A 12,917-nucleotide genomic window follows, 5' to 3' on the forward strand; every position below is an offset into this window, starting at 1 on the left:
GTCACCGTCAGCTCAGCCGGCGATGATCTCCGACCGGAGGAAACCGGCCACCGCCGGATCGTCACCGTCGAAATCCACCACCAGCCGTGCGGAATCGTTCCTCCCGTGCAGGAACGGCACGATCAGCAGCAGCTCGCTCCGATCGAACGCCAGGTCCGCCGGCGGCACGTCGACCATGGAGCCGTCGCCGCGCAGTCGCGTCGGCCCTGCGCACGCCCGAGTGCGCCCGGCGACCACGAGACGGATGCCCTCGGGCACCGACGCGACCAGCTCGCCCACCAGCCCGGCCGATCCGCTTCGACACGGTCCAACCCACCGATGAACACGTACCGGGTGTCCCCGTCGCCTGACACCCCCGAGCGCCGCCCGACCTGCCGCCAGACATCAGCGGGACGGAACCGGCCCGGCTGCGCGCGTACCCAAGTGACCGACTCCCCGTTCCGGTGAAAACGGCCAGCCCAGGACGCCAGCAGGGTCATCTTCCCGGAGCCTGCCGCAGCCCACACGCAGACGCAGCGCGCTTCGCCGGCGATGAGCCGATGAAATGCACCATCAAGCCGCGGCCGTTTCACCTCAGCGGTCGACGGAGCCGGGATCGGCGTGCCGACCCCCGGTGACGGTGCAGCCGGTGACGACGCTGCAGGTGTCACGGCTCCCGGTGTCAGGGCTGCGCCCGGAAGCGCCATCTGAGCCGGTACCCGATGCGAGGTCATAGAGACGCGTCCTCCATTCGCGGCCCCGAGTGGTCGTTCAGCCTCGTCACCGTGGCTCTCGGCCTGCCCCACGGCTAGGGTGCACGCAGTTCCACGGAGTCGAGGGAGTACCAGGCGCAGACCGATCAGTGCATCCGCAGTGTCGCCGGAACCAGTGCCGGGCCCACGGAGGAGATCGGCCGGGCGAAGGCTCTGCACGATGCGGGCGCGATCACCCCGGCCGAGTTCGACGCCCTGAAGTCCCAGGCGCTGTCGAGGTCGTCCTACACCGAATAGGACAGCCACCGAATAGGACAGCACGCACAGGGCGGTGCTGCTTCATGGTTAGACGGCGTCGAGCGCGTAGCCCTCTTCACCGTGCACGATGGTGTCCACTCCGGCCACCTCGTCTTCGTTGTTGATTCGGAAGCCGATCGTCTTCTGAATGATCACGCCGATGCCGTAGGCCATCACGAAGGAGAAGATCGCGATGCCGAAGGCTGCGACGAACTGCACCCAAAGCTGGTTGAGGCTGCCGGTGTCGAGCAGGCCGATGCCCGACCCGAAGATACCGATGTAGAGCGTTCCGATCATGCCACCGATGAGGTGGATGCCCACCACGTCGAGCGAGTCGTCGAAGCCCCACTTGAACTTCAGGTCGATGGCAACCGCGCATACCGCTCCGACGAGGACTCCGAGGACGATCGCCCAGAACGGGGTGAGGATGTTACAGGCAGGGGTGACGGCGACGAGCCCGGCGACGGCACCCGAGGCGGCACCGATCGAGGTGGGCTTGCCGTCCTTGATCTTCTCGACGATCAGCCAGCCGAGAATACCGGCGGCGGGAGCGACGAGCGTGTTGATCCAGGCGAGGGCGGCGACACCGTCGACGGCGGCTTCGGAGCCGGCATTGAAACCGAACCAGCCGAACCACAGGAGCGAGGCACCGAGGAGGGTGAGCGGAACGTTGTGGGGCTTGGAGATGCCTTTCTTGAAACCCACCCGCTTGCCGAGCACCAAGGCGAGAGCCAGACCGGCTGCACCGGCGTTGATGTGCACAGCGGTGCCACCGGCGAAGTCGTTGACCCCGAGAGCGGCGGGAGCCCAGCCGTCGGCGAGGTTGAAGACCCAGTAGGCGACCGGGAAATACACCAGGGTCGACCACACGGCGGCGAAGATCAACCAGGCGCCGAACTTGGCACGGTCGGCGATCGCACCAGAGATCAGTGCGACGGTGATGATGGCGAAGGTGGCCTGGAAGCCGGCGAACGCCAGCCCGTTCAGGTCGGGAGAGAGGGATCCGTCTTCCCCGGCGCCGAGCAGCCCACTCAGGCCGAGCAGCCCGGACGGGTTGCCGAGGAAACCGGGGATCAGCGGCGGGCCGAAGACGAGCCCGTAGCCGTAGAGCACCCACAGCACACCGACAACGCCCATCGCGCCGAAGCTCATCATCATCATGCTGATGACGCTCTTCGCCTTCACCATTCCGCCGTAGAAGAAGGCAACACCGGGAGTCATCAGAAGCACGAGGGCGGCCGCGACGAGGAGCCACAGGGAATTGAGATTCAGGGCTATTTCATCAGTTGTGGCGTCCAACAGGACTGACAGTTGAACCATGGATATGGTTACCTCTCGCTAACTAACAGTGATTGCCGTCGACGTGCACAGGGTGAGCGGTTGATCGTGTCTCGGCGGGTACAGAGTCAGTTTGAAGTTGTGAGGTTTCGGTGAGTGCGCGCGGATGTTTCGCCCGCGTTACGCGCCGAGCGACGGTGTTAACATCGCGTTTCCGGCAAGCAGAGCGGTGGTCCGGCCTCGATCAGTCGTGGATCAGTCGTGCGGTGGAAGCTCACCTGTGGTCAGCGCCACGAGACGGGACTGGGACCGCTGGTACTTCTTCCGGTAACCGCCGGAGAGCATCTCCTCGTCGAAGACCTCGTTCAGGGGCTGCCCGTTGGCGATGATCGGAATCTCCGCGTCGTAGACCCGGTCGATGAAGGCGACCAGCCTGAGGGCATCCGTCTGGTCGGTCAGTAGGTACACATCGGTCAGGGCGATGACGTCGATGCCGTGGATCAACTTGATGTACTTCGACGGATGCACCGTGCTGAGATGTCGGATCAGGTCGCCGAAGTCGTCCCGGGTCACCGTGGAGCCGCGTTCGACCAGGGCGGGCACCAGCTGGTCCACTTCGTCCCGGGACACGGCGATGGCGTGGCCCTCGATGTCGCGCCTGCGGAAGTCGAGGCCGTCGATACGCACGATCTCGAAGTTCGCGGACATCGCCTGGATCTCGCGAAGGAAGTCGATCGCGGCGAAACGCCCCTCGCCCAGCGAATTCGGCGGCGTGTTCGACGTGGCGGCGACGCGGGTACCCGAGGCCACGAGCTCGCCCAGAAGCCGGGTCATCAGCATGGTGTCGCCCGGGTCGTCGAGTTCGAACTCGTCGATGCAGATCAGGCGGGCGCCGGAGAGCTGCCTGACGGTGGCTGCGTAGCCGAGTGCTCCCACCAGTGCGGTGTACTCGATGAAGGTGCCGAAGTATTTCGGTCCCGGGGCGGCATGCCAGAGCGCGGCCAGCAGGTGGGTTTTGCCGACGCCGAAACCACCGTCCAGGTAGATGCCCGGCAGCTCCGGCTTGGGCTTGCGGGTGCGGGAGAAGAAGCCGCTGGGCCGCTGGGCCAGCCAGGCTCCGGCAAAGGTGCCCAGCCGTTCAACGGCCTCGAGCTGCGAGGGGAAGTTCAGGTCAGGTCGGTACGACGCGAAGGAGGCGTGCTCGAACTGGGGCGGCGGAACCAACTCGGCCACGATCTCCGGCCCGGTGATGCTCGGAGAGCGATCGGCCAAACGTTGCACCTGGCTGAGAGCTTGTGGAGCCATGCTGTAGTACCCGGTTTCTGTGTCGAACTGATAGTCCCGGTCGGAGCACCATCGTTGAAGAACGACCGCGGATGCGATCAGGACCCATACCGCGTAGATTCGAAAACGCGGACCGGTAACCAGCCTAAACCGCGCCCATTTGATTCCAGTGTCCATCGGACGCCACCAGGAGGTTCCCCCCATGTCTGTTGATCTCGATCCGGCACCGAAGTTCATGGCCTACGCCCACCCCGAACGTCTGGTCAGCACCGAGTGGCTGCAGGCGCATCTCGAAACCCCCGGTCTTGTTGTCGTCGAATCAGATGAAGACGTTCTGCTCTACGAAACCGGCCACATTCCGGGAGCCGTGAAAATCGACTGGCATACCGACCTCAATGATCCGGTCGAGCGCGACTTCGTCGACGGTGCCGCCTTCGCCGCAATGCTCGGTGCCAAGGGCATCTCCCGCGACACCACCGTGGTCATCTACGGCGACAAGAACAACTGGTGGGCGGCCTACGCCCTGTGGGTGTTCACCCTATTCGGCCACGAAGACGTCCGCCTGCTCGACGGCGGCCGTGACAAGTGGGTGGCCGAGGAACGAGGCCTCACCCGGGACAAGCCCGTTATCACCCCGACCGTGTACCCGGTCGCCCCGCGCAACGATTCCGCCATCCGCGCATTCCGCGAGGATGTCTTCGCGCACTTCGGGAACCCGCTGATCGACGTGCGCTCCCCCGAGGAGTACACCGGCGAACGCACCCACATGCCGGCCTACCCGGAGGAGGGCGCCCTGCGCGGCGGCCACATCCCGTCGGCGGCGTCGGTGCCGTGGGCGCGCGCCGCTGCCCCGGACGCCACCTTCCGCACCCGCACCGAGCTGGACGCCATCTACCGTGACGAGGCCGGCCTCTCCGACGGCGACAGCGTCATCGCCTACTGCCGGATCGGCGAGCGGTCCAGCCACACCTGGTTCGTCCTGACCCACCTTCTCGGCTTCGAAGGCGTGCGCAACTACGACGGGTCCTGGACCGAATGGGGTAACGCCGTGCACGTGCCGATCGTGATGGGCACGGAGCCGGGCGCCGCACCTCAGCCCCGCTGAGCCGGCCGGCCCACTCGGATTCCGGGGCCTCACGGCCCGCGCATGGCAGAATGAGTGTCGATGACCGCTACCGAACTTCCCGCCAAACTGGCCGAGATCCGCGATGACTTCCTCGAACTCGAGGAGTCCGACCGGCTGCTGCTGCTGCTTGAGTTCGCCGACGAGCTGCCGGCGCTCCCGCCGCGCTACGCGGAGCACCCGGACCTGCTCGAGCGAGTCGTTGAATGCCAGTCTCCCGTCTTCATGTTCGTCGAGGTGGACGGCGAGTCCGCGGTGCACCTCTACGCGACCGCTCCCCGGGAGTCGCCGACGACCCGGGGCTTCGCCTCGATCCTGGCCCAGGGTCTGGATGGGCTCAGCGCCCAGGAGGTGCTCGATGTGCCGGATGACTATCCGAACACGATCGGATTGACGAAAGCGGTGTCTCCCCTGCGCATCCGCGGCATGTCAGCCATGCTCGCCCGCACCAAGCGCCGCCTGCGCGAGGGCGCTGCGTGACCCTGACCCGGGTGTTTCCGGAGCCGGACGCGGGCGGCGATACGGTCGACCTGCCGCGGAGCGTCGACGGGCTCGACCCGGTCAGCCGGGATTGGCTGTTGCGGCGCTACGCCCCGACGCCGGGCGCGTACCTGCGGGTCAACATGATCGCCAGCCTGAACGGCGGCGTGGCCGGGTCCGATGGCACCTCGGATTCCCTCTCGAGCCGCCTCGACCGCCGGATCCTAGGTGTGATCAGGGAACTTGCCGACGTCGTCCTGGTCGGCGCCGGCAGTGTCCGTGCGGAGGGGTACGTCGTGCCGGCCCGGGCGGCCCTCGCGGTCGTCACCTCCAGCGGAAACCTGGCCGGTCATCGGCTCGAGCACTTTACGCACCGGGACTCCGCACACCCGGAATCCGCGCATCGGCAGCCGGTGTTTATCCTCTGTCCGCGCTTCGCAGTCGGCCGGGTGGAGGCCGCCACGGTCGGGGCCCGCACGACCGTGGTGCCGCTCGACGATGAGAACGGTGTCCTCACTCCGTCCACGATTCTCGCGGCCCTCTGCGCCCTCGGCCTCCCGCGCATCGTCTGCGAGGGAGGTCCGGTGCTGGCCGGGCGATTCTTCGCGGCCGACCTGGTCGACGAATTCTGCCTGTCCACGAGCCCCCAGGTAGTGCTCGGCGGCCGCGGGTTGCTCGAATCGGCCACGGCCGGATCCACCGGATTCAGGTTGCGGCAACTTCTTCTGGACGACCAGGGAGCGACATACGCTCGGTGGGAGCGATCTCGACCAGCCAGTTCGTGATGGCCTGATTCCAACCCTCGCGGTCGTAGTTCCACAGCTTCGTGTGCCGCGCCACCGCGAACGGCAGAAAGGTCACGATGTCGGGTCGGCGCCCGGCCAGGGCGCGGGAGCCGGTCGCGGGCACGAATCCGTCGTCGTCGCTGTGCATCAGGAGCACCGGTAGGTCGAGCTCGGCGGCGCGCGTGACGAAATCGAGGCGTCCGAAGTCGATCGGTTGGGTCTGACCGGTGACGATCTTGCCCCAACGCCGTCCCAGGACCTCCAGAGCACCGCTGGCGATGACCGCGGGCAGGCCGAGCAGACCGCCGTGGAAGCGCGCGACATCCGCCCAGTCGATCACGGGCGAGTCGAGCACGATGCCGACGATCCGGTCGCGCAGCGTTGATCGCGTCGCGCTCTGCAGCACGATCGCGCCGCCCATGGACCACCCCATCAACACGATCTCGGTCGCACCGCGGTGCACCGCGAACGCGATCGCCGCATCGACATCCTGCCATTCCGCGTCTCCAAGGGAATACCGGCCGTCGCCGCTCCGCGGTGCCTCCCCGTCGTTGCGGTACGACACAAGCAGGGACGTGAAGCCCGCATCCCGGAAGACCGGCGCCGCTCGCAGCGTCTCCTGCCGCTGCACCCCGCGCCCGTGCACCTGGATCACCCAGCGGCCGTCCGGCTCCTCGGCCGGGATCAGCCAGGCCGGGGCATCACCGACGTCGGTGGAAACGAGCACGTCCTCGAAGGCGAAGCCGAGGTCCCAGGGCCCGAGGTACGAGTAGCCGCCGAGCCGGCCGCGCTCGGCTCGGGCCAGATCCCCGTGATCGACGCGCAGGATGCGCCGCGTCACCTTCGTGGGCGTGAGACGGAGGATCTCGCCTAGGTGGGCGTGTCCTGTATCGCCCGAGAACCAGAAGCTGTAATCGCCCTGCAGTACGGAATCCGCCGTGGACTGCAGCGTAATCGTTCCCGCCACGAGGTCGACGGAGTGGATCCGCACGTCGTCGGAGCGCGTGGTCGAGGGCGTCACAATCCGACGTGCCATCACGGCCGCCAAAACACCGCCCGCGATCCCCAGCAACACCGTTGCCCCGGCGACTGCGATCCCGCTCACCGCCAGAAAACGCCTCGGGTACCGCCCTGAGCCCGCCCGCTCACGCATGACTACCTCCCCTGTCCGGCGTGCCTGTCCGACTCCGCTCGAAAAAAACTCTAGTCTGCACACGTGCCCGAAACACAAGAAACGCCTTCGCCGGAGTTCGCCGCCGCCCGCGCATCCTTCGCACGTGCCCGCATCCGTACGGAGCTTGTGGTCAATGAGATTTCCGCACCCGGAAACCTCGCTCCGCACTCCATCGCCTTCTCGGCCGACGTGACCCCGGTACGTCACGGGAGCGACTCCGATCTCGGGACCGGACGCTTCATCCTGCTGTATGACCCGGCCGAGCCCGAGGAGTGGGGCGGCGCCTTCCGCGTCGTCTGCTTCGCCCAGGCTCCCCTTGAAACCGACATCGGCCTCGACCCGTTCGTCGCGGGGGTCACCTGGTCGTGGCTCGTCGATGCTCTCGACGCCCACGGGGCACGGTATACAGCGGCCTCGGGGACCGCTACTAAGATTATCTCGTCCGGCTTTGGCGAACTTGCCAAGCAGGGCGATGGCGCGCAGATCGAACTGCGGGCCTCGTGGACGCCGCTGGACCACAATCTCGCCGCCCACGTCGAAGGATGGGGCGAGCTGCTCTGCATGCTCGCAGGTCTTCCACCCACTGGCGAAGGAGTCAGCATGTTGTCCACACGCCGAACCGGTCGTGCTTGATCACCAGGTGATCGATACGCGGGACGCCTACCTCGCGGCGACCGCAGCCCTCAGCGCGGGCACGGGCCCGATCGGCATCGACGCTGAACGAGCCTCCGGCTTCACCTACTCCCAGCGCGCCTACCTGATCCAGATCTATCGGCGCGACGCTGGCACATTCCTGTTTGACCCGCCCGCGATCGGCAACTTCCACGAGCTCAACCAGGCTCTGCGCGATGACGAGTGGATTTTCCACGCCGCGAGCCAGGACCTGGCCTGCCTGCGCGAGGTCGGACTTGACCCCCGACACATCTTCGACACTGAACTGGCCGCCCGCCTGCTCGGAATCCCCCGGGTCGGCCTCGGCACGGTGGTAGAAGAGCTGCTCGGCATCCATCTTGCCAAGGAACACTCCGCCGCCAACTGGTCGACCCGCCCACTGCCGGAGGCCTGGCTGGTCTACGGCGCGCTCGACGTGGAACTGCTTCCCGACCTGCGTGACCGTATGGTCGACATGCTCGCCACCGATTCCAAGACCGACATCGCCGCGCAGGAATTCGCCGCCGTGCTGGCGCGTGAGGCGAAGCCCGTCGGCCCCGAACCCTGGCGCCGCCTTTCCGGCGTGCACTCCATCCGGGGACAGCGTGGCCTGGCCGTGGCCCGGGAATTGTGGCTGGCTCGCGACGCTCTGGCACAGGAGCTGGATGTGTCCCCCGGCCGGCTCGTGCCCGATGCATCGCTGACGGCGGCAGCACGGGCCATGCCGGCGAACCGGCAGGCCCTGGCTGATCTGAGGGAGTTCAGCGGCCGTGCGAGCCGCAGCGAACTCGACCGCTGGTGGCGTGCCATCCAGAAGGGCCTGGCGTCAACCGACCTGCCGTCGCTTCGGGGCAACGGCGACCTGCTCCCGCCCCCGCGCGCCTGGTCCGACCGCAATCCCGAGGCTGACCTGCGCTACAAGGCCGCTCGCGCAGCCCTCACCGAGGTCTCCGAGGAGCTCGCCATCCCGCTGGAGAACCTCGTCACCCCGGACTATGTCCGCCGGGTGGCGTGGACGCCGCCCGTCAACGTCGATCCCGCATCCGTCGGTGAGGCGCTCGCGCACCTGGGTGCGCGCACCTGGCAAATTGAAGTGACCGCACAACGGATCGCCGATGCCTTTGTGGATGTCCACCAATCGATCGAGCTCTCTTCGGAAGCGGATTCGTAGGATCCGTCCAAGGATTCGACCCTCCACGGGAGCCCCTTTAGGATCGACCGACACCTGATCGATGATGGAGGCAAAGTGGCCGATAGAACAGAAGTCGTGTTTGTGGACGGGGTTCGTACCCCGTTCGGACGCGCCGGTGAAAAGGGCATTTACTGGAACACCCGGGCGGATGATCTCGTGGTCAAGGCCATGATCGGACTGCTGGAACGCAACCCGTCGGTCCCTGGGGAACGCATCGACGAGGTGGCGATTGCCGCCACCACCCAGACCGGCGACCAGGGCCTCACGCTCGGTCGCACGGCGGCACTGCTTTCCGGGTTGCCGAAGTCGGTACCCGGATTCGCCATTGACCGGATGTGCGCCGGCGCCATGACCGCCGTGACCACTCTCGGAGCCGGGATCGGATTTGGCGCCTACGACCTGGCCATCGCCGGCGGCGTCGAGCACATGGGACGCCACCCGATGGGTTCGGGCGTCGACCCGAATCCGCGTTTCCTGTCCGAGCGCCTGGTCAGCGAGGACGCCCTCAATATGGGCGCCACGGCCGAGCGCATCCACGACCGGTTCCCGGCGTACACCAAGGAGCGGTCCGACCGGTTCGCCCTGCGCAGCCAACAGAAGGTCGCCGCGGCCTATGCCGCCGAGAAGATACAGCCCGACCTCGTGTCGGTTGCGATCCGCAGCGATTCCGGCTGGGGTCTGGCGACCCGCGACGAGGCTCCCCGCCCCGAAACCACGATGGAGGGCCTCGCGACTCTCAAGACCCCCTTCCGTCCCCACGGACGGGTCACTGCCGGCAACGCTTCCGGGCTCAACGACGGTGCCAGCGCCTGCCTCCTCGCCAGCGGCAAGGCCGCCAAGGACCTCGGTCTCACCGTCAAAATGAAGATGGTCAGCTTCGCCTTCGCCGGCGTTGAGCCGGAGGTCATGGGACTCGGCCCGGTCCCCTCCACCGAGAAGGCCCTGCGCAAGGCCGGCCTCAGCATCACGGACATCGGCCTGTTCGAACTCAATGAGGCTTTCGCCGTGCAGGTCATCTCGTTCCTCGACCACTTCGGCATCGACGACGAGGACCCGCGGGTGAACGAGTACGGCGGCGCGATCGCCATCGGACATCCGCTCGCTTCCTCCGGCGTGCGCCTGATGAACCAGCTCGCCCGTCAGTTCAGCGAGCACCCGGAGGTGCGCTACGGCCTCACCGCCATGTGCATCGGTCTCGGCCAGGGCGGCACCGTGATTTGGGAGAACCCGAACTTCAACCGGAAGGCAAGCAAGCGATGAGCAACTACTCCGAACTCGATTTCACCCCGCTGGTCGAGCTGTCGGCCGACGAGGTCGTCACCCACTGCTACGTACACGATGTGCCTCTGTCCGGTGGAAGGACCCTGGCGCTGGTCACGCTTGACAACGGCCGGGACCACACCCGCCCGAACACGCTCGGCCCGAACACCCTGCTCGAGTTCGCCATGGCGATGGACCTTCTCCGGGAACGCGCCGCCCTCGGCGACATCCACGGCGTCGCCGTCACCGGCAAACCGTTCATCCTCGCCGCCGGCGCCGACCTGAGCAAGGTCAGCGAGATCCCATCGCTCGCGACGGGCAAGCTGCTGGCCCAGTTGGGCCACTATGCGCTGGGCAAGCAGGCCGAACTGGGTGTGCCCTCCTTCGTGTTCATCAACGGGCTCGCACTGGGGGGCGGGCTGGAGATCGCCCTCAACGCCGACTACCGCACCGTCGACGCGACCGTGCCCGCGATCGCGCTGCCCGAGGTCTCCCTTGGGCTGATCCCGGGCTGGGGCGGCTCCTACCTGCTGCCCAACCTGATCGGCATCGAGAACGCGCTCAAGGTGATCATCGAGAATCCGCTCAAGCACCGCACGCTCAAAGCGGCGGATGCTCTCGAGCTGGGCATCGCCGACGTGCAGTTCGCCTCGGCCAGGTTCCTTGAACAGTCCATCGAGTGGGCCGATGGCGTGATCGCCGGAAAGACAAAGGTCGCCCGGCCCAATACGCCCGGCAAGGTCGAACGGCTCGTGAAATGGGATGTGGCCGTGGGCGTGGCCCGCAAGATGCTGGAAAACCGCATCGGAACCGTCGCCCGGTCGCCGTACATCGCCCTCAACCTGCTCAAAGCAGCCAAGAGCGGATCTCGCCAGGAAGGGTTCGAGCGGGAAGACGACTCCTTGGCCGAACTCATCGCCGGAGACCAGCTGCAGGCCAGTATTTACGCTTTCAACCTGGTGCAGAAGCGAGCCAAGCGGCCGGCCGGTGCGCCGGACAAGGCCCTGGCCCGCCCGATCAACAAGGTAGGCGTCATCGGCGCCGGCCTGATGGCCAGCCAGTTCGCCCTTCTCTTCGTGCGTCGCCTGCGCGTGCCCGTAGTCATCACAGACCTCGATCAGGCCCGCGTCGACAAGGGCGTCGCGTACATCCACGGCGAGATCCTCACCCTGGAGACCAAGAATCGTATCTCCCCCGACGAGGCCAACCGGCTCCGCGCTCTGGTCACGGGAACGACAGACAAGGCACAGTTCGCCGACGCCGACTGGGTGATCGAGGCCGTCTTCGAGGAACTCGGCGTGAAGCAGGATGTCTTCGCCGAAATCGAGAAGCACATCTCTCCCGACGCCATCCTCGCCACCAACACCTCGTCCCTCTCGGTCGAACAGATCGGTGCGAAGCTGGCCCACCCCGAGCGCCTGGTCGGTTTCCACTTCTTCAACCCGGTGGCGATCATGCCGCTGATCGAGGTCGTGAACACCCCGCGGACCAACGACGCCACTCTCTCCACGGCGATGGTCGTGGCAGCCAAACTGCGAAAGAACGCGGTCATCACCCGGGACACCTCCGGGTTCGTCGTGAACCGCCTCCTGGCGAAGCTCTTGGGTGAGGCCATGCACGCCGTCGACACCGGAACCCCGTTCGAGGTCGTCGATGGGTCACTGGCTCCGTTCGGGATGCCGATGACCCCGTTCGAGCTGCTCGAGCTGGTCGGCCTCAAGGTCGGCGCACACGTTCTGGACACCCACCATGCCGCATTCCCGGACCGGTTTTTCGAGAGCGCGAACCTGCATAAGCTGGCCGAGCACGGAACCATTCTGGAGCGTGACGCCAAGGGCAGGATCAAGGGCTTCGACAAGGGCGCCGTCAAGATCGTCGCGGGCGGGCAGACCCCGATGACAGCCGAGCAGATCCTACGCCGGATCGAGGACGGCCTCGCCGATGAAATCAAGCGGATGCTGGACGACGGCGTCGTGCACGCCGCGGAGGACATCGACCTGTGCATGATCCTCGGGGCCAACTGGCCGTTCCAGATGGGCGGGATCACGCCCTACCTCGACCGCGTCGGCGCGAGCGAACGGGTCTTCCAGAGCACGTTCCACACCCCATCGATCCGCGGCGTCGATGCCGCGGCCGTGCCTGCTACCCGCACGAGCGTAGGCGACTGACCGCAGGCGACTGACTGCATCCACTCCGCCGACCCGTAACCTCGGCTCCTTTCTCTTCACGGAAGGGGAGCCGAGGTCGTGGCTCGGCGCGGTGGTCGGCGGTATTTTTGTGCGGCCGGCGGGGCCGGAAGGGTGAGGCCTGCCAAGTGTGGGCGTTGGGGGTCGCACGGGCCGGGGTTTCCGAACCGGCCGTTTCCCTTGCCGATGTAGACGATCAGGGGACCTCGATGTGGGCAGAACGTGCATTCCACGCCCTATCCGAGTCCGGGCCCGGCCCGGCCAGCAACTCTGCCCTGAACGAATTCGACGGAGATTCTGGCTCTCCTGTCGTAACCGTGGGTTAATCCCGGCCGGGGAGTGCGGGTTTGTGGCCGCCGAGGCTGAGCATGGCGAGGGCGATGAGGGCGTCGGGTGATTTGAAGCCGAAGGCGATGCGGGTGAGTAGTCGGATCTTGGTATTCATGGATTCGATGCGGCCGTTGGAGAGGCCGTGCTCGATCGATGCAAGGATCGCGGCCCGGTGCTTGACGATG

The 12,917-nt window shown here is 66.6% G+C and carries 13 protein-coding genes; 8 read left to right on the forward strand and 5 right to left on the reverse strand.

Annotated elements, in window-relative coordinates; all coding sequences use genetic code 11:
- Positions 1-12: 12 nt before the first annotated feature.
- Entirely contained in the window at positions 13-279 is a 267-nt protein-coding gene (locus E3O54_RS02415; protein WP_134400862.1) for a hypothetical protein, read from the reverse strand.
- Between the two features lie 608 nt (positions 280-887).
- On the opposite strand from E3O54_RS02415, the gene E3O54_RS16740 reads away from it, so the two are divergent.
- Positions 888-989: an SHOCT domain-containing protein gene (locus E3O54_RS16740; RefSeq protein WP_255409010.1), complete on the forward strand. Its 102-nt coding sequence runs from the start codon at positions 888-890 to the stop codon at positions 987-989.
- Positions 990-1,037: 48 nt separating this feature from the next.
- Here E3O54_RS16740 and E3O54_RS02425 read toward each other — a convergent pair whose 3' ends face one another.
- Together E3O54_RS02425 and zapE are read right to left on the reverse strand one after the other, a co-directional pair.
- Entirely contained in the window at positions 1,038-2,309 is a 1,272-nt protein-coding gene (locus E3O54_RS02425; protein WP_134342482.1) for an ammonium transporter, read from the reverse strand.
- Positions 2,310-2,522: 213 nt separating this feature from the next.
- Positions 2,523-3,572, reverse strand: a complete 1,050-nt coding sequence (zapE, locus tag E3O54_RS02430; protein ID WP_134400863.1) for a cell division protein ZapE — start codon at positions 3,570-3,572, stop codon at positions 2,523-2,525.
- 181 nt (positions 3,573-3,753) lie between these two features.
- Here zapE and E3O54_RS02435 point away from each other — a divergent pair, with 181 nt between their 5' ends.
- Genes E3O54_RS02435 through E3O54_RS02445 form a run of 3 tightly spaced genes read left to right on the forward strand, consistent with a single transcriptional unit; the run spans position 3,754 to position 5,939 of the window.
- On the forward strand, positions 3,754-4,656 hold the full coding sequence (locus tag E3O54_RS02435) for a sulfurtransferase (RefSeq protein ID WP_134400864.1): 903 nt from the start codon (positions 3,754-3,756) through the stop codon (positions 4,654-4,656).
- A gap of 60 nt (positions 4,657-4,716) precedes the next feature.
- A complete protein-coding gene (locus tag E3O54_RS02440; protein WP_104099618.1) occupies positions 4,717-5,154 on the forward strand; it encodes a SufE family protein in 438 nt (145 codons plus the stop codon).
- Positions 5,151-5,939 carry a dihydrofolate reductase family protein gene (locus E3O54_RS02445; protein ID WP_134400865.1) on the forward strand — a complete coding sequence of 263 codons (789 nt, stop codon included), beginning with the start codon at positions 5,151-5,153 and terminating at the stop codon, positions 5,937-5,939. The genes E3O54_RS02440 and E3O54_RS02445 overlap by 4 nt, the downstream gene beginning before the upstream one ends.
- Here the strand turns inward: E3O54_RS02445 and E3O54_RS02450 are convergent.
- The gene (locus E3O54_RS02450) at positions 5,860-7,044 is read right to left on the reverse strand and encodes a S9 family peptidase (RefSeq protein WP_166785388.1); all 1,185 of its coding nucleotides are present in this window, start codon (positions 7,042-7,044) and stop codon (positions 5,860-5,862) included. The genes E3O54_RS02445 and E3O54_RS02450 overlap by 80 nt on opposite strands.
- Before the next feature lie 111 nt (positions 7,045-7,155).
- On the opposite strand from E3O54_RS02450, the gene E3O54_RS02455 reads away from it, so the two are divergent.
- The 4 genes from E3O54_RS02455 (at position 7,156) to E3O54_RS02470 (ending at position 12,384) form a co-directional block, all read left to right on the forward strand.
- Positions 7,156-7,746, forward strand: a complete 591-nt coding sequence (locus E3O54_RS02455; RefSeq protein WP_104099615.1) for a DUF3000 domain-containing protein — start codon at positions 7,156-7,158, stop codon at positions 7,744-7,746.
- Positions 7,739-8,935, forward strand: a complete 1,197-nt coding sequence (locus E3O54_RS02460; RefSeq protein ID WP_134342487.1) for a ribonuclease D — start codon at positions 7,739-7,741, stop codon at positions 8,933-8,935. Before E3O54_RS02455 ends, E3O54_RS02460 begins: the two co-directional genes overlap by 8 nt.
- A gap of 75 nt (positions 8,936-9,010) precedes the next feature.
- A complete protein-coding gene (locus E3O54_RS02465) occupies positions 9,011-10,216 on the forward strand; it encodes a thiolase family protein (protein WP_104099613.1) in 1,206 nt (401 codons plus the stop codon).
- Positions 10,213-12,384 carry a 3-hydroxyacyl-CoA dehydrogenase NAD-binding domain-containing protein gene (locus tag E3O54_RS02470; RefSeq protein WP_134400867.1) on the forward strand — a complete coding sequence of 724 codons (2,172 nt, stop codon included), beginning with the start codon at positions 10,213-10,215 and terminating at the stop codon, positions 12,382-12,384. Before E3O54_RS02465 ends, E3O54_RS02470 begins: the two co-directional genes overlap by 4 nt.
- 340 nt (positions 12,385-12,724) lie before the next feature.
- On the opposite strand, the gene E3O54_RS02475 is transcribed toward E3O54_RS02470, so the two are convergent.
- Positions 12,725-12,917, reverse strand: a 193-nt coding sequence (locus E3O54_RS02475; protein ID WP_166805187.1) for a transposase, incomplete at its 5' end; no start/stop codon positions are given.

The sequence above is a fragment of the Cryobacterium sp. TMT2-4 genome, assembly GCF_004402575.1.
Classification (GTDB): Bacteria; Actinomycetota; Actinomycetes; order Actinomycetales; family Microbacteriaceae; genus Cryobacterium; species Cryobacterium sandaracinum.

Excerpts from the sequence above, each read along its gene's own strand:
- zapE (WP_134400863.1), bottom strand. The coding sequence starts at position 3,572 with ATGGCTCCACAAGCTCTCAGCCAGGTGCAACGTTTGGCCGATCGCTCT.
- E3O54_RS02435 (WP_134400864.1), top strand. The coding sequence starts at position 3,754 with ATGTCTGTTGATCTCGATCCGGCACCGAAGTTCATGGCCTACGCCCAC.
- E3O54_RS02440 (WP_104099618.1), top strand. The coding sequence starts at position 4,717 with ATGACCGCTACCGAACTTCCCGCCAAACTGGCCGAGATCCGCGATGAC.
- E3O54_RS02470 (WP_134400867.1), top strand. The coding sequence starts at position 10,213 with ATGAGCAACTACTCCGAACTCGATTTCACCCCGCTGGTCGAGCTGTCG.
- E3O54_RS02425 (WP_134342482.1), bottom strand. The coding sequence starts at position 2,309 with ATGGTTCAACTGTCAGTCCTGTTGGACGCCACAACTGATGAAATAGCC.